This window comes from Duganella sp. CF458 (genome assembly GCF_900113115.1).
Classification (GTDB): Bacteria; Pseudomonadota; Gammaproteobacteria; order Burkholderiales; family Burkholderiaceae_D; genus Rugamonas.
In genome coordinates this window covers 285483-305384 of sequence record NZ_FOOF01000004.1, presented here as the reverse complement: position 1 = coordinate 305384, position 19902 = coordinate 285483, and the positions used below count along the sequence as shown (strand labels likewise).

Genomic DNA, 19902 nt, shown 5'->3' with positions numbered 1-19902 from the left:
ATTGATGAGGCAAGCAATGATGAACGATTTTGCGGCCGCTTCCAAGGCCACCATGCAATTCCTTCGGCAGCGCCTGGGCTTCAAATTGTGGATGGTCACTCGTACTGACGGGAAAGACTGGATTGTGCTGTTCGCCGACGACCACGGCTACGACGTGAAGGCAGGACAGGTTTATAGTTGGGCGGAAACTTTGTGTTCGCGCATGGTGGAAGGGCAGGGCCCGCACATCGCGCCCGACGTGGCGAGCGAGCCAGCCTACGCCCAGGCCCCGATTACCGACAAAATCACGGTTGGCGCCTATGTGGGCGTGCCGCTGCGGCGTGCCGACGGCACCCTGTTCGGCACCTTGTGCGCCATCGATCCCGAGCCGCAGCCGGAACGCATCCGCGACGACAAGGACATGCTGGTGCTGATGGGCGAGCTGCTGGGCGGCTTGCTGGAAGCCGAGCTGGCCGGCACCGAAGCGGTGCGCAAGGCCGAGCGGATGGACGTGGACATCACGCGCGATGAGCTGACCGGGCTGTACAACCGGCGCGGCTGGGACATGCTGATGGTGCGCGAGGATGAGCGCTGCCGCCGCTATGGACATCCGGCCTGCGTGGTGTCGATCGACCTCGACGACCTGAGGTTCTATAACGATACCCAGGGCTATGCCTCCGGCGATGCGCTGTTGATCCGTTGCAGCAAGGCACTGAAGGAAGTCACGCGCGGTTCTGACGTGGTGGCACGCATGGGGGGTGACGAGTTCGCGATGCTGATGGTCGAGTGCGACTATTTCGACGCCCAGGCCATGCTGTTGCGGGTGCAGGAAACGCTGGCAGGCTACGATGTGCGGGCCTCGATCGGCATGGCGATGCGCAAGCCCGGCATCGACCTGGAGGAAGCCCTCGCCATTGCCGACGCCGAGATGTACCGCGCCAAACGTTCACGCAAGGTTCTGAACTAAGCCATCCTTGGCGGCGGGCGTGGCGCTCGCCGCTTTCCCCACCCCGAACAGCGGCTGCAGCAGCGGCACGCGGCGCACCACCTCGAATACCGCAAAGCTGATGGCAAGCGTCAGCACCACGATCAGGGCGCCCTCGGTGACCGGGGCCAGGTTGGCCGTGCGCAAGCCCATGGCCAGGCAGACAATCAGGGTCTGGTGCAGGATATAAACCGGGAACACGGCCTGCGTCAGGTAGCGGCGCTTGGCGCTGTCGAAGTTCAGATGGCGATGGCCGAAGCCGCAGATGGCAATGATGCCGCTCCATTGGCACAGGGCGTACACGGTACGGGCCAACGGCCGCCAGCCCTGGTAGGTGTCGCCCGTCGCATAATGGAAGATCAGGACGGCCCAGCTCGCAAGGAAGAAGCCCAGCGCGGCAAAGCGGACGTGCTCCAGCCGCTGCCAGAATGCGCCGCGCCGGGCCATGGCTGCGCCCAGCAGGAAAAAGGGCAGGCTCATGGCGTGGTTGTGCCAGTCGGCCGTCAGGTTATGCGTGTGCGGCCAGTGCGGCAGCAGCAGGATGCGGCCGGCGGCCAGGAAAACGACCGGCAAGACGAACAGCTTCCAGCCATGCAGCTGGCGCAGCAGCCAGCCACCCATGGCCTGCATGCGGCGGCTGCCGATGGCGGCCAGCAGCAGGGTGTAAATCCACAGGTAGGGCAGGAACCACAGGTGGTTCCAGGTCGGCAGGTCGAGGCAGCCATTGTGGTCGCAGAAGCCGTGGTAGGCGCGCACGTAGAGCTGCATGAAGTCGACATAGCTGCCCCGGTAGGCGACGTCCGACACCACTTCGAAGTAGGATTGGGGCGGCACGATGAAGAACATGCCGAAGACCAGGGGAAGCAGCAGGCGCTTGCTGCGCTCCCTGGCCAGGCCCTTGCCGCCCAGCTTGTCGAGCAGGAAGGCGGCAGCTGCGCCGCCGATCAGGAATAGCAGGCACATGCGCCAGGGTGAGGACAGCAGCATCAGCGGTTCGATGGCGTCGCTGGGGTGCGGCGCCTTGACGTGCCAGTCCCAGGTCACGTAGTACATGCCGGTGTGGTACAGCACGAGCAGGAAGAAAGCGCCGATGCGCAGCCAGTCGAGGAAATACAGGCGTTGGTTTTGCATGATGGTTTGGCAAGCAGGGTTGGACATGAACCCAGCTTAGGGAAACCGGTCTTGCCAAGCCAGCAATAGGTGGCGAACAGCGTTTGACGGGGGCGAACGTATTGATTGACGCAGATTTCAACCAGGCGGCCAGCGCCGTGCAATATGACTGTATTGAGTGCCCCGATTGGAGATATTGATGAGTGCGCTGGCGTCCCCCAAGGATTTCATCGAGTACGAGCCGCTGCTGTGGCGCGTGCTGAGCAAGCTGGTACGTGATGGCTATCACATCCAGCCCCACGATGCCCGCGACCTGATCCATGACTTCTTCCTGGAATGGGAGGCGCTTAACAGCCGCTTTGACGCGGCCAAGGGCGATTTCGCCCCCTATCTCGCCACCGCCTTCTACCGCTTTGGCCGCCGCCGGCAGATCAAGCTGCACCGGCTGCGTTCGCGTGCCGTCGACATCGAAGAATGCCTGGACCTGGCCGCCGCCGACCCCTTGCCGCTGGAGGCTGCGGAAATGAAACAGCAGATCGCCCAGCTCAAGGCCGCCATCGGGCAATTGCCCGAAGCCGAGCAGGCACTGCTGGCCGATTTCCTGTCGGAGTATGCGCCCGGCGAGCGCGAGCTCGCGGAGAAACACCATCTCACGCGCTATCGCTTGCGCGACCAGCTGGCGGCAACCGTCAGCCGGGTCGCGTTGCAATTGATCGAGGCACGGCCGCAATCGACCGATGCCGACATCGCTTACCGGGTTTGGGTCATGGACCAGACGCCACGCACCGTGGCCGCCGAACTCGGCATGTCAACCGAACAGGTGAACCAGGCCAAGGCACGCTTTGCGCAAGCACTGCTCAATTCGGTGCGCGGTGCCGCGCAGCCTGGCCGCCAGGGGAGAAAGATCATGCCTGAAATCGATATACTCAAGAAAGCGCTCAGCGCGTTTGATGACAGCGACGCACTGGAGTGCCTGCGCACGCACGCGCAGCAGATCCGCTTGGCACTGGAGCAGGAAGACTTGTTGCTCGATGCTGGAGAATGCGCCGCCCTGGCCGAACGCCCGGAGTGGCTTGCAAGCGTGTACGCCGCACTGAGTCACGGCGAACTGGAAAATGCTGAAAGCGACGAGCTCCAGCCTTCAGTGGCCAGTATGCTCTATGCCGAACAACAAGTGATAGCCGATGCCTGGGCCGCCTTGCTCGAGAAACTGGACGACATGCGGCCACCCTCCGGCCCGGCCCAGTGGGAGTTGGCGCTCATGGGCGCCGGCAAGCTGCCGCCTGATCTGCAAGCCCATCTACGCGAGTATCACGCGTCCTGCAGGAGTGGCGATCCTGCCAGCGAACGGCTGTTGAACTATGGCCTGACGCCCGGGATGCTATTCGAGGCCTTGCGTGCAATGGAATTGCTGTTCCATCGCGCCCTGCGCCGCGCCGGAGACGGGGCGGCCGTCCGCAAGAGCGCTGACACCGATATCGTCGTCAAACAAAAGGGCAAAAGTGTCGCGATCAGCCAGGCGCTACTGAACGAAAACGTTGCAGGGACGCTCGACCTGGAATTGGAACTGGCGCCGGCGCTTGCCCGCAGCCTTTTTTGCATGTTGCAGGCATCGCCCCTGCTGGTTGGCGGATATTGCTACCTGGGCGCGAACACGTTTTCCAGCATGCCGGAAACGGCGCAGCCGGACGGGTTTCTCAGGAAAGACATGCTGGTCCAACGTTGGTGCGCCAACCAACGCGACCTGGCACACGGTTCGGCGCTATTGCAACGCGAACTCGCGCGGGGGATGCATGCGAGCGAAGCCCATTGCTGAACGATGGTAGGTGGTCGTCACCCAATCGAGCCGGCCATCCGTGTCGAAGATGCGATGGAGCATCAGTGCATTCGGCCCGAGGTTGACGCTGTCCGGTTTGCGCAGCCTGACGCGCCATTTACGGGGGACGGCATCGAATTGTGTCGTTGAGCCTGCCCCGCATTCCCAGCACTCCCTGGCACCGGCATAATGGCGCCGCACTGCGGCCTTGTGCGTGTGGCCGCATAAGATCACGGCAATTTCATGTTGCTGCAGGAAGTGATCCAGGGCCTGCTTGGTGGCGTGGGCGATGGCCAGGCTGAATCCCGTCCAGGTGCGCGCATGGTGGATGACCAGCACGCGGACTTCACGTGCCTTGCGCGGTTCAAGCATGGCGTCAAGCAGCTGCAATTGCGAGCGGAAGCTGCCTCGTGCATAGGTGCGCTGGATCGAATTGGGGCGCACGTCGGCATCCGAATCAAGCTCAATCAAGGTCAGTTCATAGCCCCCGTTCCCTAGCGGCAGGCTGCGCGTGGCGGGCAGCGGGCGCATGAAATTGTGGTAGAAGTTGGAAGGCGTCGCGCCGATCGGCACCGGTATTCCGGCCCAGTGATCGTGATTCCCGGGAATGGCGATGACTTTTCCCGCGGCATGCAGGCCCACGTAATCGCCATTGGGCGGGAGGATGTCGATTTCGCTGTCGAAGTAGCGGCGCGCCAGTGCGAGTTCATGTGCATCGCCGTTGCGACTCAGGTCGCCGGTGACAAGGATCTGGAATTTTTCGTCGCTGGCACGCAAATTCTCGACGAACTCGGCAAGGGCCCGCAGGCCGCTGGCGTGATGCCCGAGGAGTCCATCGAAGATGGGAAAGTTATCCAGCCCGAATTGGACCGCCTGGCTGATGGCGGCATCGCCTGTTGTTGGATCAAGGCTCCCGATGTGCAGGTCCGAGATGTGCAGCAAGGTTGCAAGCAGTTTTTGTTTTGGCATGATGGTCTCCCTGGTTAGTCCGCTATGGACAGGCAGGCCTACCAAAAGTTCACACGATTTTCATGCGGGGGCGATTGCGGCTATCGGGATTGCCGATGCGTGAGCGCTTGCAGTATCGCTGGCTTGAAGTTGCGCCCGAGCGGTACCAGGGTGCCGTTGCGGAGGACCAGTTGGCCGTCCTGGTCAATCCTCTCGACCAGTGCGAGCCGAACGGCCGCACGACGGTGGCAGCGCATGAATTGATTGCCCAGGCTGTCCAGCAGATCGGTCAGGGTCTGGCGCAGCAGAGGGGCGCCTTGCGCGGTGTGCAGCGCCACGTAATTGTCGGCTGTCTCCAGCCATTGGATGGCGGCGACCGGCACCACGCGGGTGCCGCCGCGCTCGCTGACCAGCAGTTGCTGCAGTGGCAGGCCGATGGCGCCTGGGGTGCGCGGCGCGTGCGCTGCGCGGCTCGCCAGGCGCTCACGCAGGCGCTGCATGGCGCGCTGCAGGCGTGCCGCGTCAAAGGGTTTCAGCAAATAGTCGATGGCGTTGGCGTCGAAGGCCGGCACGGCGAATTCGTCGAAGGCCGTGGCGAAAACCACCAGCGGCGCTGGATGGGGCAGGGAGGCGGCCACCTCGAGGCCGCTGACCTCGGGCATTTGCACGTCGAGGAAGATGACGTCGGGCGCGAAGCTGGCGGCTTGCTCCAGCGCCTCCACGCCATCGCGCGCCTCCTCGATAGCGGTCACGTCCGGTTCCTGTGCCAGCATGCGGCGCAGCTTGTCGCGTGCCGGGCGTTCGTCGTCGACGATCAGGATACGCATGGCAGCCTCATTTCGGCGCGCACGCCGGCCGGGGCGAGCTGTGCCAACCGCAGTGTTGCCCGATCGCCGTGCAGGGCTTGCAGCCGTTCACGCAAGTTGCGCACGCCGATGCCGCCGGACGCGGCCTGTGCATCGGCTGCAGCCTGGTCGAGCCGTCCCGCGTCATCGCTGACGGCGAGCAGCAACAGGTCGCCGTCCCGTTGCGCGCTGATGGCAATCTTCGTCACGCCGCGCCGCCGCTCGACCGTGTGCTTGAACACGTTCTCCAGCAAAGGCTGCATGCTCATCACCGGCACCAGGCATTCGCCGCACGCCGCATCGATTTCCCAGTCGATCTGTACGCGTTCGGCGAAGCGCTCTTCCATCAAGCGCGCATAGCCGCGCAGCAGCCGCAATTCGGTCGACAACGGCGCCTGCTGCTGCCCGCTGACATCCAGCGTGGCGCGCAGCACGTCGGCCAGTTGCACCAGCGTGGCATCCGCGCGTTCGACGTCGGAGTGCATCAGTGATGAAATCGTGTTCAGTGCGTTGAACAGGAAATGCGGTTGCATCTGCTGCGTCAACTGATGCAACTGGGCGGTGCGCAAGCTGGCATTGGCTTGCTCCGCCGCGCGGTACGACAGCACGCCGAAGGTAATCAGCGTAAAGATAATCACGAAGACCGAGATCTTCACATTCTCGTACAGGAAAGTCTCGGCCCAGGGCTCATGCCGGTATTCCGCGCCCAGCAGGGCATACACGCCGTGCCGGATGCCGAAGGCCAGCGGCGTGAACAAAATCCACCAGACCGGCAGCCACAGGGCTTGCCACGCAAACCAGCGGGAAGGCGCCGCCAACAGGACGTCATGGCGGCGCGTGCACAGCCGCTGCAGGGCCAGCAGCAGGGACGCGACGGCCATCGACGAAGACTCCCACAGGATGGGCTGCCACAGTGGGCCATGATCGTCATGGCGCAGGAAATCCTGCACCGCGGTTGCCACCATCAAGGCCCAGAACAGCAGCCATGCGCCAACCAGCGAAAGCGTGGCGCGGCGGTTCATTTCTTCTGGTGGCGTGCTTCGACGAGGTCGATCTCGCGCACCAGCTTGCGTGCCGTTTCGTCGGAAATGTGGTGGTGGCGCGCCAGGTCGAAGATGGCCTGGCGCTCGGCTTCCATCGCCGCCATGCGCAGTTCGCGCTCGGCGCGGTCCAGCTTGCGGAAATGTTCCTTGTTCTGGTCTTCCGCCGACCACGCCAGGTTCAGGCGGTATTCATACAAGGCAATCACGCGGGCCGCGGCCTGCGGCAGCACGTCGGGATGGTGTGCGTCGGCCAACGCCAGTTCTGCCCGTTCGATGGCGGCGATGGCTGCCGATGCCGCCTGGCGCCGCGCCATGTCTTCCTGCTGGCGCTCGGCCGGCTCCTCCGGGAAATGCATGCCACCCAACAGGCGCGGCAAGCCGATGCTGGCCGCCAGCAGGGAAATCAGGATCACCGAGCTGGCCAGCAGGATGGTCAGGTCGCGCGCCGGGAACGGGTCGCCGTTCGGCAGGACCAGCGGCAAGGTCAACACGCCGGCCAGGGTGATCGCGCCGCGCGCGCCCGCCAGCGCAGTGGCCAGCAACAGGCGCCAGTGCGGCTTGCCGCCGGGCACCGAGCTGGCGCGGCGGCTGCGGCGATACAGGGTCACGCGCAGCGTTGCCCACACCCACGCAAAGCGCAGTGCGATCAGGCCGAAGCTGATGGCGAAGGCGTACAGGACCAGCCACCATGAATTGATGCGACCGCTTTGTTCCAGCGATTCGCTGGCGCCGCGCAGGATGTCGGGCAACTGCTCGCCGAGCAGCACGAACATCACGCCGTTCAAGGTGAATTGCACCGTGTCCCACACGGCGGTACGCTGGATGCGGGTGGCGGCCAATGCCTGGCCGCCCAGCTCCACATAGCTCATGGTGATGCCGGCCGACACCGCGGCCAGGATGCCGGAGGCATGCAGCCGTTCCGCGACCAGGTAGGCGCCGAAAGGAATCAGCAGGCTGACCAGGATGGGCGAACCGGCTGGTTCGCCGTAGCGCGACGTGAGCTGGCCCTGCAGCCATGCGATGGCCGCGGTCACTGCCACGCCGGTGGCAATGCCTGCTGCGGCCAGCCAGACAAACGTCAGCGACGCGTTGGCCAGCGAGAAGCTGCCTGTCAGCGCGGCCGCCACGGCAAAGCGGAAGCACACCAGGCCGCTGGCATCGTTCAGCAGGGCTTCGCCTTCCAGGATGTGCATCAGGCGCTTGGGGATCGGTGCGCGCGATGCGATGGAGCCGACCGCGACCGGGTCGGTGGGCGACAGGATGGCCGCCAGTGCAAAGGCCACCGGCAGCGGCATGGAGGGAATCATCCAATGAATCAGGTAGCCGGCGCCCAGCACGGTGAAGATCACCAGGCCCAGCGCCAGTTCCAGGATTACGACGCGGTCGCGGAACAGGCCCGTGTTCGGGATGCGCCAGCCATCGAGAAACAGCAGCGGCGGGATGAACAGCAGGAAGAACATTTCCGGGTCGAGCTGGATGCCATGGCCGGACCATGCGGCAATGCCGGCGCCAAGGCCGATCTGTACCAGTGGCAGGGGAATGCCGGCCGGCAGCATCCGCTTCATATAGGCGCTGGCGATCACCGCCAGCAGCATTGCCAAAACTATCTCGATAGAATCCATGAGGACATTATAGGGGCATGACAAACCAAAAAGAACTTGTCACTCCGGATAGCCGCTGTCATAATAGCGCCTCCCCTGCGGGAATAGCTCAGTTGGTAGAGCGCAACCTTGCCAAGGTTGAGGTCGAGAGTTCGAGACTCTTTTCCCGCTCCAGAATTCTTGAAAGGACGTCATCGTGCGTCCTTTTTTTGTTGTTTCTGCCCCTCATCGCTCCCGGACCTTAAAAAAAGGCCGGTATACTGCCGAAACATTCCGTACCAAAGGGAATGCCTCTTACAGCAGATTGGAGCAATCGATGAATTCCGTTCAACAAGAAGTTGACGAGCGCAGTAACCTCACAAACTCCAACAAGTTCGAGCTGCTGTTGTTCCGCCTCGGCGTCGATGGCACCAGCGGCAATTCCGAGCTATACGGCATCAACGTCTTCAAGATCCGCGAGATTGTCGCGATGCCGACCGTGACTGCCGTCGCGGGTTCGGAACCGCACATGCTGGGCGTGGTCAACCTGCGCGGCCAGATCATTCCGGTGATGGACTTGCCGGGCATCGTCGGCGTCAAGCCGAAGACTGGCCTGAACATCATGCTGGTGACGGAATTCGCGCGCACCACCCAGGCTTTCGCCGTCGAATCGGTGGACGAGATCGTGCGCCTTGACTGGAGCCAGGTGCTGAGCGCGGAGGGCAGCCACGGCGGCGGCATGGTGACCTCTATCGCACGCGTCGATGGCGACGTGCAGAACACCCGCCTGGCGCAGGTGCTGGACGTGGAAACCATACTGCGCAACCTGACTCCAAGCGACGGCAAGGACATCGATGAAACCGCGGTGGGCCGCCTGCCGTTGAAGCCCGGCACCTTTATCCTGGCCGCCGACGATTCCGTGGTGGCGCGCAACCTGATCGAGCGCGGCCTGGAAGCGATGCACGCGCCGTTCGTGATGATGAAGACCGGCAAAGAGGCTTGGGATAAGCTCAATCACATCGCCGAAGGCTGCAAGGCGGAAGGCATTCCGGTGGAAGACCGCGTGGCCCTGGTGCTGACCGACCTGGAGATGCCGGAGATGGATGGCTTCACGCTGACCCGTCTGGTCAAGCAGGATGCACGCTTCTCCAGGATCCCGGTGGTGATTCACTCTTCGCTGTCCGGCAAGACCAACGAAGACCACGTGAAGGGTGTCGGTGCCGACGCTTACGTGGCCAAGTTCGTTGCGGAGGAACTGGCGGAGACTATCCGCAAGGTGCTGATGAAGTGATTTCTTTCAGCTGCCGGCTGTGCAACTTCACATGGTCGGCAATGAAGCTGGAAATAAAGTAATAGCCATGATCGTAGCCCGCATGCCGGCGCAGCTCCAGGGGTTGCCCGGCGGCGCGGCAAGCATCCTCGAACACTCCCGGATATAACTGCTCCTCAAGGAACTTGTCGGCCAGGCCCTGGTCGATCAGGATGCCATTGGGGAATGGTGCTTCGTCCTGCACCGACATCAGCGCGCTGGCGTCGTGCTGCAGCCAGGCGTCCTTGTTCGCTCCCAGGTAGCCGGTGAAAGCCTTCTGTCCCCATGGGCAGCGCACCGGCGCCGCAATCGGCGCAAAGGCCGACACGCTGCGGAACAGGTCCGGCCTGCGCAAGGCCAGTGTCAACGCGCCATGCCCGCCCATCGAATGGCCGAAGATACCGATGCGCTGCGCATCGACCGGCAACTCATCGATCACCAGTTGGCGCAATTCGTGGACGTAGCTCTCCATGCGGTAATGCTGCGACCATGGCGCTTGCGTCGCATCGAGATAGAAGCCGGCGCCTTCGCCGAAATCCCAACTGGCCGTTTCGCCTTCAATGCCTGTGCCGCGCGGACTGGTGTCCGGCGCGATAAGGATCAGGCCCTCACGCGCCGCGTGCTGCTGCGCGCCCGCCTTGATGGCAAAGGTCTCTTCGGTGCACGTCAGTCCTGCCAGGTAGAACAGCGCTGGCAAAGGCCCTTGCGCAGCCTGCGGCGGAATAAAAATGGAGAAGCGCATTGGCAAGCCAATCGCTTTCGACTCATGCCGGTAGAAGCGTTGCACTCCTCCATGGCAAACGTGTTCGCTGATCATGTCCATGCGTGGCATTGTAACTAAGATTCGTGTGACACGTTTTTCGCAAATGCAATATAGTACGGCTCGGAGGTAAGTCTATGACCGATTTGTTAGTCATCTCTGACGAACTCGCATGGCCTTGCGCCATGCTGCTTGCATGGCTCGCAGGTGAGTTTGTTCATCGTTGGACCAATCTGCCGCGCATCAGTGTGTACGGCTTGGTGGGCTTCCTGCTAGCGCAGGCAATGCCCGAACTTCTTGTGCCGGACGGCAGCAGCCAGGTAACTCTGCTCGCCAATATTGCATTCGGCCTCATCCTGTTTGAATTCGGTTACCGTATCAACTTGCGCTGGCTGCGCGTCAATCCGTGGATTGCCGTCAGTGGCCTTGCAGAATCTGCGCTCACATTCGGCGCAGTGTTTTCAATCGCTTACTGGCAGGGCATGCCGCCTTTGACGGCGCTCCTGCTTGCTTCATTGGCGATGTCCACCTCACCGGCCGGCGTGCTGCGCGTGATCAATGAGGAGCGCAGCTCGGGCCAGGTCACTGAGCGCCTGCTGCACCTCGTTGCGATGAATTGCGTGCTTGCGCTGTTCGTGTTCAAGGTGGTGGTGGGCTTCTGGGTGTTCCAGACCTCAGGCAGCCTGACGCAAGCCGTTTCGCGCAGCGTGATCGAACTGCTCGCATCTGCCGTACTGGGTGCGGTGGCGGGCATGCTGGTGCCGGCGCTGCTGCGCGGCCTCGGCACGCTGGCACGCGATGGCACCGTGGCCTTTGCGATGGTGGTCGTGCTGCTGGTGTCTATCACCCAGGCGGCCGATTTGTCGCCCGTGCTGGCAACGCTGACGTTCGGCCTGATGGCGCGCCATCGCCGTGTGACATTCACCCGCACGCAGCGAAACTTCGGTGCAATCGGCGAGCTGTTGACGGTGCTGCTGTTCGTGTTTGCAGTGTCGACACTGGACTGGCAGCGCGTGGTGTTCGGTGCTTCGCTTGGGGCCTTGCTGTTGCTGGTGCGCTTTGCAACCAAGACCATTGCGGTGGCGCTGTTGTCGCACGTTGCGGGCATTTCGTGGCGCAAGGGGGCCTTGATCGGCGTGGCCCTGTCGCCGATGTCGGTGTTCGCCATCCTGCTGCTCGAGCAGACGCGCTACATGGGTATTGTGCTGGTCGATGAACTGGCCGCGCTGGCTGCCATGACGCTGTTCATGGAAGTGCTGGGGCCTGTCATCACGCAGCGCGCGCTGATCCGCGCGCGCGAAACGGCGAAAGAGGAGGGCTGATATGCCGTTGGAAGAATTCAAGTCGTCGCAACCGTTGACGATGGGCGTCGAGCTTGAGCTGCAATTGGTCAGTCTGTCCGACTTCGACCTGACCGCGTCGAGCCCGGACTTGCTGCACCTGCTGGCGCGCAAGCCGTTCCCCGGCCATGTAACGCCGGAGATCACCGAGAGCATGATCGAGATCAACAGCGATGTGCATACCAAGCACAGCGAGCTGGTGGCCCAGTTGCGCGAAACGCGCGATACCCTGGTGCGGGCGGCCGACACGCTGAATATCGGCATCTGCGGCGGCGGCACCCACCCGTTCCAGCGCTGGTCGGAACGCAAGATCTTCTCCAAGCCGCGCTTCAAGGAAGTGTCGGCGCTGTACGGTTACCTGGCCAAGCAGTTCACGATCTTCGGCCAGCACGTGCACATCGGCTGCGCCAGCGGCGACGATGCGCTGTATTTGCTGCATTCCTTGAGCCGCTATGTGCCGCACTTCATCGCACTATCGGCGTCTTCGCCTTATGTGCAGGGCAATGACACCCTGTTCAACTCGGCGCGCCTGAACAGCGTGTTCGCCTTCCCCATGAGCGGCCGCGCGCCGTTCATCCTGAAATGGGACGAATTCGAGCATAGCTTCTTCTCCAAGATGGAGCACACGGGCGTGATCAAGTCGATGAAGGACTTCTACTGGGACATCCGCCCCAAGCCCGAGTACGGCACCATCGAGCTGCGCGTCTGCGACACGCCGCTCACGGTGGAGCGCGCCGCCGCTTTGGCCTGCTACCTGCAAGCCCTGTGCTCTTACCTGCTGGAGCGCAAGGAGGAGCCGCCGGCCGAGGATGACTACCTGGTCTACAACTACAACCGCTTCCAGGCCTGCCGTTTCGGGCTGGATGGCACGGTAGTGCATCCGAAGACCTACGAAAGCCTGTCGCTGCGTGAAGATATCCTCACCACGCTGCGCCGCATGGACCTGCACGCCGAAGCACTCGGCGGCAGCGCCGCGCTGAACCACCTGATGCAGGTCACGCATATGGGTAGCGACGCGCATTACCTGCGGGCGGAATTCGATTCGTCCGGCAGTGTGGAGGGCGTGGTGGATGCTGCGATTGCGAGGTTCAGGGGCAATTGAGTGCATGGTGGCGGCGCCTGGGCGGCAGCCGCCAGCGCCGACAAGCGGAAATGCCGGCGGTTGGATATAATTGCCAATGTTTCAACATGCCGCGCCGTACCATGCCCGCTGTCCCTACCAAGCCCCGCGCCTTCAGGCGCGCAATTGCCGCCACCGTCTTTCTCCTGCTTGCCTTGTTGCTGGCCGCATCGTTGCTCGCCAAGATGCCGTTTGCCAGCGACCAGGTATTCGGCAAGCTGCGCTCCGGCCAGCTGTGGAGCGAAAAGGCGCGCTACGTGGACGACTGGTACGCGGTGGAAGCGATTGATGATGGCAGCTACATCATCGCCGAACCCAAGTCTTCGCAATACAATTCTTCCTACCTGCTGGTTGGCGGCGATCGCGCGTTGTTGATTGACGCGGGTTCCGGCGAACGCCCCCCGAATATCCGATCGATCCGGGCGCTGGCAGAAAGCCTGACTGCCAAGCCGCTCATGCTCGCGCTTTCGCACTTCCATTTCGACCATATCGGGGACCTGGATGCCTTTGAGGGGGCGCTGGTGCTGGCGACAGCGGAACTGCAATCCCGGGCGCAGGGCGGCAGGCTGCAAATCGCTGCCACGGAATCGCTCACCGGTCCACGCTCCTTGCGCATCCAGCGCTGGCTGGGCGACGGCGAGAAGATCGACCTTGGCGGCCGCGCCATCGAAATCCGCTCCACGCCTGGCCATGCGCAGGAGTCGGCAACGTACATCGACCGTGAGCGTCAATTGGTGTTTGCCGGAGACTTCCTCTACCAGCACCTGGGTGGACTGGTCGTTTTCCTGCCGGGCAGCGACACGCGCGTCTATGCCGACGAAATCGGCGAGCTGCTGGCCACGACGAGCAAGGCCTATCGGTATTTCGGCGCCCATGGCAAGCCGGAGTTTGATCACGATTGGGCCGGGCGTGTCCAGTCTGCGATGGGCGAGCTGGCCAGTGGGGTTGCCAAGCCTGTGCTGGCCGAGAGCTACCTCGCTCCGGGCCTGCCGCTGCACATGCACCGGCAAGACCAGCTATTGATCTACCAGCCGCCGTTTATTGCGGCGCAAATGCTATATTCCTGGCGCTCCCTGGCCATGCTGGGGGCCGCATTGGCACTGATATCGGGCATGTTCTGGTGCCTGTTCAGGGCATTGGGACGACGCGGGTCCGCAGTATAATCAGGCACGTCCTTTAATTCGAATAGCTCATGAGCGATAACAGTGTCCTGGGGATCTACACCTTCGAAGGCATTTTCGAAGGCAAGGCGGTTTATGAATACGCGCACCCGCAAGAGCATGCGTTGCACAAGTGCATGCTGTTCCTGCTGCAGGAAGGCGCGGATGCCCTGTGGGATTCTGCGATCATCGAGGCCAGCAAGTTCGGCTTCGAGGAAGTGGCGATGGACGCCTTCAGCATCTTGCAAACCGAAATGCTGGAGCAGAAGCCATTCGTTGACCTGCACCCCCATATCGAAGAATCGCTGACACTGGGCAGCTCGCTCGTTTTCTACGAAAAACCCTGACAGATGGATGTCGCTGCTGATTTTGCGCGGCGCGGGTTTGCAGTCATTCCAGGCGTGGCAGACGCCGGGCAATGCGCGCGGTATGCCGCGCAAATCCGTGCCCTTGGCAAGGCCGGATCCCGGACGTTGCTGTCGCAGGCTTGGTGCGCCGAACTTGCGGACTCCCTTCTTTGTTCCCCCTGGTTGCAAGCTGTGCTGCCGGTAGGCCATGTAGCGGTCCAATGTACTTCCTTCGAGAAGTCGGGTTCCGTGAACTGGCTGGTGCCGGTGCACCAGGACTTGAGTATTCCGGTGCACGAGCGCGTTGAAGATCCCGTCTTGCGCGGGTGGTCGTGCAAGGAAGATGGCTGGTATGCGCAGCCGCCGTCGGGCTTGTTGGAGCAGATGGTTGCGGTGCGTCTGCATCTCGATCCTTGCTGTGCGGAGGACGGACCGGTGCATGTTGTGCCGGGATCGCACCAGCAAGGCGCGATCTCGCCGCACGATGCCGTCGCGATGCGCCAGGACGAGCAAGCCTGCCTGGCGCAGGTGGGCGACGTGCTGATCATGCGTCCACTCCTCTTACATCGTTCCTCAAAAGCAACAGGCGCCAGCCGCCGCCGGGTGTTGCACTTCCTCTTTGGCCCTGCTGAGCTACCACATGGATTAGAATGGCCACAGCGGGGGAGGGTGGCAATATGAAATTGATTATCGCAATGCTTGGCCTGGTGTTCAGCCAGGCCGCGCCGGCAGGGGCAAGCTCATTGCCGGCATCTGACGAAGCCGCCGCATTCAAGGCCGCGGGCTTCAAGCAACATGGCAAGACATGGAAGTCATGCTCCGACTCAGGCGCGAGCTACGTGCCGGGCGCCATCGAGCAAGTCAAAGACCTGAATGGCGATGGACAGCCGGAAGCCATCATCACGGAGAGTGGTACGGCATGCTATGGCGACACCGGTGTCGGCTATGCCTTGGTCAGCAAGCAATCCGACGGCAAATGGAAGCTGATTACCCAGGGCGCCGGCATCCTGACCGTGTTGCACACCAAAGGCAAGGACGGCTGGCCCGATCTTGAAATCGGCGGCCCTGGCTTCTGCTTCCCCATCGAGCGCTGGAATGGCAGCGCGTACAAGCAGCACCAACTGCAATACGACGGGAAACCCTGCAAGCGCTAGAAGCGCGTTTCGCGGGCGGCGCGCAGGAAGCTGTCCAGGATGCCGGTGCAATCGAGCAGTTCGACGCCGCCGGCGCGGTGAAATTCGGGATGCCACTGCAAACCCATGACGAAGGGCGCCCGCGTGTAGCGGATCGCTTCGATCATATTGTCCGGATAGGACACGGCTTCCACCTGCATGTCCTTGCCAAGCGACTTCACCGCCTGATGGTGGATCGAGTTCACCAGCGCGCGCTGCGGGCCCCGCACCATGGAGGGCAGGGACGAGCCGGGCGGGAAGGTGACTTCGTGACGATGCCGGTCGTAGTCGTCCGACACGTGGGCATGGGCATCGGGGACGTCGGTCGCGATATCCTGGTACAGGCTGCCGCCGAAGGCGACATTCAACAGCTGGCAACCGCGGCAAATTCCCAGCACCGGCTTGCCGGCTTCGACGAATTCATGCAGCAGCTCCAATTCGTACATATCGCGTGCCCGGTCGCCGCTCCATTCGGGCTTGGTCGGCGCTTCGGCATAGCTTTGCGGCGATACGTCGGCGCCGCCCTGCAACACCAGACCGTCCAGGTGCTTTGCATAGTCGCGCAGGCGGATATTGGACGGGTGCAGCAGGCCGGATGTATTGACCGTCGGGACCATGAACACCAGCACGTCGCGCGACATCACCCATTGCGCGACCGATTCTTCGAGATATTGCAGGTTCTTGCTGCGCAGCCCTGTGGCGCCGGGTTCGGGATGATAGATGCGCGCTGATACCCCTATGTGCAATGGGCGCTGGACGATATGCCGTGTGGCGGCGGCGGCCCAGCGCTTGTAGCGCGCAACGATCACGCGCCCCCACAGCGAGAAGATGGTTTCGCCCGGATCAAGGTAGCGTGGCGCGTCGCCGGCGCGGCGCCGTTGTCCACGGTCGCTTTCGCGGCGATCCTGTTGGCGGGGATCGTGTTCGGTCATCCGTTGGCTGCCTCCTCAATGCCAGTGTCGCACACGCGGCAATTCGAAGTCGCACTACATGCCGGTCAGCAGCTCAAGGACCTCCTCTTCCGACACCTGCGGGAAGCTGCGGTAATGACGGCTGACCGACATGAAATTCATCGGCGCGGCAAGGAAGAAGATGCCGTCGGCCAAGGGCGCAATCACTTCCAGCGAATCCGGCGCAGCCACCGGCACGGCGGCAATCAATTGCCTTGGCTTGCGGGCGCGGGTGGAACGCAGGGCCGCCGCCATGGTGGACCCGGTGGCCAGCCCATCGTCGACAATCACCACAATGCGGCCCTCGGGGTCGGCCGGCGGCCGCCGGCTGCCGTAGGAAGCACGGCGACGCCGCATCAATTCAAGCTGCTCGAGGGTTTGCAGCTCGACCCATTCCATGCTGGTGCGGGTGCGGTTGAAATAGGAGGCCAATTCGCGGTTGCCGTGCTCGTCGACGGCCCCGACGGCCAGTTCCGGGTCAATGGCAGAGGGAATTTTTCGCACCAGCACCACATCGAGCTCGCCTTGCAGGCGGTCGGCAATGATGCTCCCCATCGGCACGGCGCCGCGGGGAATGGCAAGGATCAGGGGATGACTGCCGCGCAGGTGCAGCAGCTTTTCAGCCAGCAGCTCGGCGGCTTGCTTGCGGTCTTGAAGCGGGAGTTCGATGTCGTCCATGCTAGCCTCCGCCACGCTGCACATACGACAGCATAGCGCGGGAATGCCCGGACGTTAAGCTTTGATATCCAGCAGTGTACCGATTCGTTCGTCAGCCGCCTGGATCACTTTGGCAGACAGGTCGAAATTGGCCTTGTAGACCAGGGAATTGGTGATCGAGCTGGCCGGATCGGTGCCCGACGGTACGCCGCCGGCATTGGCGGCAGCCGACAGGTCGCGCGCGGCGGTGGAAATGGTGACACTGGTCCCGCCCGGCGTTTGCTGGAAGCTGGCTTGCTGCGGCTGGAAGTTCTGTGTCGCCAAATTGGCGACGTTGTGCCCTTCCACGTCCAATGCACGCTGGTTTGCTTGAAGGCCGGACAGGCCGGCCTGGAGTGCGGAGATCGTCATGGCGCCAGTTTACATGATTCCACATGGAAATTATCACGGTTGCCCAAAAAATGAGCACGCCATGCAACACGTGGTATGATGATGACCGCAATGATTGATGCGGGAGGCTGGCCATGAAGATCACCAAGGAAAAAGCGGCGGAAAACCGGCAGGTGCTGGTGGAGACGGCTGCCCGGCTGTTCCAGGAAAAGGGGATCGACGGGGTCGGCGTGGCGGAAATCAGCAAGGCTGCCGGCCTGACGCATGGCGCCCTGTACGCGCATTTTCCTTCGAAGGACGCACTGGCGGCGGCAGCCATGCAGTTCAGTACCCGTGCCGCGTATGGCAAGGTGACCGAGCATCCGGTCACGCTGCCGCAGTTGCTCGATTATTACCTGGCGCCGGAGCAGCGTGACAATCTGGCGGAAGGCTGTCCTTTGGCCGCGGCTGCGAGCGAGGTGGCGCGGCAGGATGGTTCGGTGGGTGCCGGCTACACCAGCGGTTTCCGCCAGATGGTCGAGTACATCAGCGCCCGGTTGCCGGCCGGGGAAGGCCAGCGGGAAAAAGCCGTTGCCATCATGGCAGCGCTGGTGGGCGGCATCTCAGTGTCGCGAAATGTCTACAAAACCGACCCCAAATTGGCCGATGAAGTACTGGAATCCGTGCGTTCCCTGCTCTTGAAGCTGAGCTAATTGCTACGTTTGTCGTTTTGGGATTGCTTTCCTGAACGGTGCGCATAAGAATCTGGGTTATTGCCCATACGCATTGTTCCGGAGAGCATCATCAATTCCTTCGCTGCACGTGTCGCCGCCATACTGCTGGCCTGTGCAAGCCTGCCAACCGCGCAGGCCGGGGAAGCTGCGCTCGATGCGCGCCTGAATGAGCAGATCATCATGGTTCCCGCCGGCCGCGCGCAGAGCGTGCAGTTGGAGACCACCGTTTTCCGTCCACCCGGCCCCGGCCCGTTCCCGCTGCTGATCGTCAACCACGGCAAGGCGCCGGGCAACCCCAAGCTGCAGTCGCGCGACCGCTTCATCTACCTGGCCACGGCCTTCGTGCGCCGCGGCTATGCAGTGATGGTGCCGATGCGCACCGGTTTCGCCAATTCGACCGGCAAATTCGTCGAATACGGCTGCAATATGACGGCCAATGGCTACGAGCAGGCGGGCGACATCGCCGACGTGGTGCGTTTCGCCCGCAGCCAGTCCTGGGTCGACAATGAGCATATCGTTCTTGCCGGCCAGTCCTTCGGCGGCCTGGCCAGCATGGCCGCGGCAACGCAGGACTTGCCGGGTGTGCGCGGCATCATGAATTTCGCCGGCGGCCTGAAAGTGCACGGCGACCTGTGCAACTGGCAGGGCGCCCTGGTCAAGGCCTTCGGCGAGTACGGCCGCCGCAACAAGCTGCCAAGCATGTGGATGTACGGGGCCAATGACAGCTACTTCGGTCCTGAACTGGTGGCGCGCATGCATGGCGCCTTCACCGCAGCCGGCGGCAAGGCCGACCTGGTGGCGTACGGCGCGTTCAAGAAAGACGCGCATGGTTTGCTGGGCAACCGCGACGGCGCTGCAGTCTGGCTGCCTGAAGTCGAGCGCTTCCTGGCCGGGGTTGGCATGCCGACGCGCGAAGTCTATGCGGTGGCCGAGCCGCCGGCGCAAAAAGCCACCCGCTACGCCGCGCTGGAGGATGTCAATGCCGTGCCTTACGTGCCGCAGCGCGGCCGCGAACAGTATCGGGAATTCCTGAACAAGGCTACGCCGCGCGCCTTTGCGATTTCGGCAACCGGTTCCTGGGGCTGGGCGGAAGAGGGCGAGAACACCAACGAGAAGGCGCTGGCGGCCTGTCAGGCGGCGAGCAAGGAGCCGTGCCGCCTGTACTCGGTCGATCACGATATCGTGTGGTCGGAACACGCCACGGCCGGCCGCAACTGATCACGCCAGCGTGAATCCTGCGACCACGGTAAGCACGGCACTCAGGTAGCCTAAGGGGCGCTGTCCCCAGCGCATGCGGTAGGCCATCACGGCGCTGGGCCGGTGCAGGTTGATGAAAGCGTAGCTGGCCAACAGGTTTTGCAGCGCAACCCAGGCATGCATCATGATCGCGGCGCCCAGCAGGGCGATGCCGCCACCACGCGCGATCGCGTTATGTTCAACGGCCGCAGCGATCACCGCACCTTGTGCAATCCCCAGCATCATCCCGAGCATGGCAACCCGCATCAGGCGTGGGTGGAAATAATGGCGCTGCCATTGCGGTACCAGGCTGAGCGCATGAAAGACGAGGATGATCGTCAGGCTCAACTGGTACAGGTCCATCATGGACGCCAGTGAGTGAAAATTTTCCACGGTCAACCTCCCGTGCTGTGGCATCCTTATAACGACAATAACATGTTCC

21 protein-coding genes and 1 tRNA gene are annotated in these 19902 nt (G+C 62.7%); 12 read left to right on the top strand and 10 right to left on the bottom strand.

What is annotated here, in order from left to right; all coding sequences use genetic code 11:
• Window positions 1–16 precede the first annotated feature (16 nt).
• Window positions 17–946: a sensor domain-containing diguanylate cyclase gene (locus BM269_RS08345; RefSeq protein WP_211482671.1), complete on the top strand. Its 930-nt coding sequence runs from the start codon at window positions 17–19 to the stop codon at window positions 944–946.
• Here the strand turns inward: BM269_RS08345 and BM269_RS08340 are convergent.
• The gene (locus BM269_RS08340; RefSeq protein ID WP_090436629.1) at window positions 926–2095 is read right to left on the bottom strand and encodes an acyltransferase family protein; all 1170 of its coding nucleotides are present in this window, start codon (window positions 2093–2095) and stop codon (window positions 926–928) included. The genes BM269_RS08345 and BM269_RS08340 overlap by 21 nt on opposite strands.
• A 178-nt stretch (window positions 2096–2273) precedes the next feature.
• On the opposite strand from BM269_RS08340, the gene BM269_RS08335 reads away from it, so the two are divergent.
• Window positions 2274–3890 (top strand): sigma-70 family RNA polymerase sigma factor, encoded by a 1617-nt coding sequence (locus BM269_RS08335; RefSeq protein WP_090436546.1) that lies wholly within the window; start codon window positions 2274–2276, stop codon window positions 3888–3890.
• Here the strand turns inward: BM269_RS08335 and BM269_RS08330 are convergent.
• The 4 genes from BM269_RS08330 to BM269_RS08315 all read right to left on the bottom strand — a co-directional run bounded on the left by BM269_RS08330 (window position 3837) and on the right by BM269_RS08315 (window position 8348).
• A complete protein-coding gene (locus BM269_RS08330; RefSeq protein WP_090436545.1) occupies window positions 3837–4859 on the bottom strand; it encodes a metallophosphoesterase family protein in 1023 nt (340 codons plus the stop codon). The two genes, BM269_RS08335 and BM269_RS08330, sit on opposite strands and share 54 nt — an antisense overlap.
• An 80-nt stretch (window positions 4860–4939) precedes the next feature.
• Complete coding sequence (locus BM269_RS08325) at window positions 4940–5665, bottom strand: LytR/AlgR family response regulator transcription factor (RefSeq protein ID WP_090436544.1); 726 nt, start codon at window positions 5663–5665, stop codon at window positions 4940–4942.
• Window positions 5653–6705 (bottom strand): sensor histidine kinase, encoded by a 1053-nt coding sequence (locus BM269_RS08320; protein ID WP_090436543.1) that lies wholly within the window; start codon window positions 6703–6705, stop codon window positions 5653–5655. Before BM269_RS08320 ends, BM269_RS08325 begins: the two co-directional genes overlap by 13 nt.
• The gene (locus tag BM269_RS08315) at window positions 6702–8348 is read right to left on the bottom strand and encodes a Na+/H+ antiporter (protein WP_090436542.1); all 1647 of its coding nucleotides are present in this window, start codon (window positions 8346–8348) and stop codon (window positions 6702–6704) included. Before BM269_RS08315 ends, BM269_RS08320 begins: the two co-directional genes overlap by 4 nt.
• Before the next feature lie 77 nt (window positions 8349–8425).
• Here BM269_RS08315 and BM269_RS08310 point away from each other — a divergent pair.
• Both BM269_RS08310 and BM269_RS08305 read left to right on the top strand, forming a co-directional pair.
• Window positions 8426–8501 (top strand) — tRNA-Gly (locus BM269_RS08310).
• 142 nt (window positions 8502–8643) lie between these two features.
• Window positions 8644–9597 carry a chemotaxis protein gene (locus BM269_RS08305; protein ID WP_090436541.1) on the top strand — a complete coding sequence of 318 codons (954 nt, stop codon included), beginning with the start codon at window positions 8644–8646 and terminating at the stop codon, window positions 9595–9597.
• Here BM269_RS08305 and fghA read toward each other — a convergent pair.
• Window positions 9572–10438 (bottom strand): S-formylglutathione hydrolase, encoded by an 867-nt coding sequence (gene fghA / locus BM269_RS08300; protein ID WP_090436628.1) that lies wholly within the window; start codon window positions 10436–10438, stop codon window positions 9572–9574. The two genes, BM269_RS08305 and fghA, sit on opposite strands and share 26 nt — an antisense overlap.
• Before the next feature lie 74 nt (window positions 10439–10512).
• Here fghA and BM269_RS08295 point away from each other — a divergent pair, with 74 nt between their 5' ends.
• The 6 genes from BM269_RS08295 to BM269_RS08270 all read left to right on the top strand — a co-directional run bounded on the left by BM269_RS08295 (window position 10513) and on the right by BM269_RS08270 (window position 15496).
• The gene (locus BM269_RS08295) at window positions 10513–11697 is read left to right on the top strand and encodes a cation:proton antiporter (protein ID WP_090436540.1); all 1185 of its coding nucleotides are present in this window, start codon (window positions 10513–10515) and stop codon (window positions 11695–11697) included.
• A gap of 1 nt (window position 11698) precedes the next feature.
• Window positions 11699–12817, top strand: coding sequence for a YbdK family carboxylate-amine ligase (locus BM269_RS08290; protein WP_090436539.1), 1119 nt, complete (start codon window positions 11699–11701; stop codon window positions 12815–12817).
• An 86-nt stretch (window positions 12818–12903) separates the two neighbouring features.
• Entirely contained in the window at window positions 12904–13998 is a 1095-nt protein-coding gene (locus BM269_RS08285; RefSeq protein WP_170860318.1) for an MBL fold metallo-hydrolase, read from the top strand.
• A gap of 29 nt (window positions 13999–14027) precedes the next feature.
• On the top strand, window positions 14028–14342 hold the full coding sequence (locus BM269_RS08280; protein ID WP_090436537.1) for a hypothetical protein: 315 nt from the start codon (window positions 14028–14030) through the stop codon (window positions 14340–14342).
• 3 nt (window positions 14343–14345) lie between these two features.
• Window positions 14346–15023, top strand: a complete 678-nt coding sequence (locus BM269_RS08275; protein WP_090436536.1) for a phytanoyl-CoA dioxygenase family protein — start codon at window positions 14346–14348, stop codon at window positions 15021–15023.
• The gene (locus tag BM269_RS08270) at window positions 15020–15496 is read left to right on the top strand and encodes an SRPBCC family protein (RefSeq protein WP_090436535.1); all 477 of its coding nucleotides are present in this window, start codon (window positions 15020–15022) and stop codon (window positions 15494–15496) included. The genes BM269_RS08275 and BM269_RS08270 overlap by 4 nt, the downstream gene beginning before the upstream one ends.
• Here the strand turns inward: BM269_RS08270 and BM269_RS08265 are convergent.
• From BM269_RS08265 to BM269_RS08255, 3 genes are read right to left on the bottom strand one after another with little or no spacing between them, the layout of a single operon-like run.
• Window positions 15493–16446, bottom strand: coding sequence for a gamma-glutamyl-gamma-aminobutyrate hydrolase family protein (locus BM269_RS08265; RefSeq protein ID WP_090436534.1), 954 nt, complete (start codon window positions 16444–16446; stop codon window positions 15493–15495). The two genes, BM269_RS08270 and BM269_RS08265, sit on opposite strands and share 4 nt — an antisense overlap.
• Before the next feature lie 54 nt (window positions 16447–16500).
• Window positions 16501–17142, bottom strand: a complete 642-nt coding sequence (locus tag BM269_RS08260; RefSeq protein WP_090436533.1) for a phosphoribosyltransferase — start codon at window positions 17140–17142, stop codon at window positions 16501–16503.
• 54 nt (window positions 17143–17196) lie between these two features.
• Entirely contained in the window at window positions 17197–17532 is a 336-nt protein-coding gene (locus BM269_RS08255; RefSeq protein ID WP_090436532.1) for a flagellar basal body rod C-terminal domain-containing protein, read from the bottom strand.
• 113 nt (window positions 17533–17645) lie between these two features.
• Between BM269_RS08255 and BM269_RS08250 the strand changes: the two genes are divergently transcribed.
• Both BM269_RS08250 and BM269_RS08245 read left to right on the top strand, forming a co-directional pair.
• The gene (locus BM269_RS08250; protein WP_090436531.1) at window positions 17646–18203 is read left to right on the top strand and encodes a TetR/AcrR family transcriptional regulator; all 558 of its coding nucleotides are present in this window, start codon (window positions 17646–17648) and stop codon (window positions 18201–18203) included.
• A 201-nt stretch (window positions 18204–18404) separates the two neighbouring features.
• Complete coding sequence (locus BM269_RS08245) at window positions 18405–19442, top strand: dienelactone hydrolase family protein (RefSeq protein ID WP_090436627.1); 1038 nt, start codon at window positions 18405–18407, stop codon at window positions 19440–19442.
• On the opposite strand, the gene BM269_RS08240 is transcribed toward BM269_RS08245, so the two are convergent.
• Window positions 19443–19853 (bottom strand): hypothetical protein, encoded by a 411-nt coding sequence (locus BM269_RS08240; protein ID WP_139232688.1) that lies wholly within the window; start codon window positions 19851–19853, stop codon window positions 19443–19445. It lies immediately after the preceding gene.
• Window positions 19854–19902 lie beyond the last annotated feature (49 nt).

Coding starts and splice junctions, on each gene's coding strand:
- BM269_RS08320 (WP_090436543.1), bottom strand. CDS start 6,705: ATGAACCGCCGCGCCACGCTTTCGCTGGTTGGCGCATGGCTGCTGTTC.
- BM269_RS08265 (WP_090436534.1), bottom strand. CDS start 16,446: ATGACCGAACACGATCCCCGCCAACAGGATCGCCGCGAAAGCGACCGT.
- BM269_RS08330 (WP_090436545.1), bottom strand. CDS start 4,859: ATGCCAAAACAAAAACTGCTTGCAACCTTGCTGCACATCTCGGACCTG.
- BM269_RS08345 (WP_211482671.1), top strand. CDS start 17: ATGATGAACGATTTTGCGGCCGCTTCCAAGGCCACCATGCAATTCCTT.
- BM269_RS08335 (WP_090436546.1), top strand. CDS start 2,274: ATGAGTGCGCTGGCGTCCCCCAAGGATTTCATCGAGTACGAGCCGCTG.
- BM269_RS08295 (WP_090436540.1), top strand. CDS start 10,513: ATGACCGATTTGTTAGTCATCTCTGACGAACTCGCATGGCCTTGCGCC.
- BM269_RS08270 (WP_090436535.1), top strand. CDS start 15,020: ATGAAATTGATTATCGCAATGCTTGGCCTGGTGTTCAGCCAGGCCGCG.
- BM269_RS08255 (WP_090436532.1), bottom strand. CDS start 17,532: ATGACGATCTCCGCACTCCAGGCCGGCCTGTCCGGCCTTCAAGCAAAC.
- BM269_RS08290 (WP_090436539.1), top strand. CDS start 11,699: ATGCCGTTGGAAGAATTCAAGTCGTCGCAACCGTTGACGATGGGCGTC.
- BM269_RS08260 (WP_090436533.1), bottom strand. CDS start 17,142: ATGGACGACATCGAACTCCCGCTTCAAGACCGCAAGCAAGCCGCCGAG.
- BM269_RS08250 (WP_090436531.1), top strand. CDS start 17,646: ATGAAGATCACCAAGGAAAAAGCGGCGGAAAACCGGCAGGTGCTGGTG.
- BM269_RS08280 (WP_090436537.1), top strand. CDS start 14,028: ATGAGCGATAACAGTGTCCTGGGGATCTACACCTTCGAAGGCATTTTC.
- BM269_RS08315 (WP_090436542.1), bottom strand. CDS start 8,348: ATGGATTCTATCGAGATAGTTTTGGCAATGCTGCTGGCGGTGATCGCC.
- BM269_RS08340 (WP_090436629.1), bottom strand. CDS start 2,095: ATGCAAAACCAACGCCTGTATTTCCTCGACTGGCTGCGCATCGGCGCT.
- fghA (WP_090436628.1), bottom strand. CDS start 10,438: ATGGACATGATCAGCGAACACGTTTGCCATGGAGGAGTGCAACGCTTC.
- BM269_RS08325 (WP_090436544.1), bottom strand. CDS start 5,665: ATGCGTATCCTGATCGTCGACGACGAACGCCCGGCACGCGACAAGCTG.
- BM269_RS08275 (WP_090436536.1), top strand. CDS start 14,346: ATGGATGTCGCTGCTGATTTTGCGCGGCGCGGGTTTGCAGTCATTCCA.
- BM269_RS08305 (WP_090436541.1), top strand. CDS start 8,644: ATGAATTCCGTTCAACAAGAAGTTGACGAGCGCAGTAACCTCACAAAC.
- BM269_RS08285 (WP_170860318.1), top strand. CDS start 12,904: ATGCCGCGCCGTACCATGCCCGCTGTCCCTACCAAGCCCCGCGCCTTC.
- BM269_RS08245 (WP_090436627.1), top strand. CDS start 18,405: ATGGTTCCCGCCGGCCGCGCGCAGAGCGTGCAGTTGGAGACCACCGTT.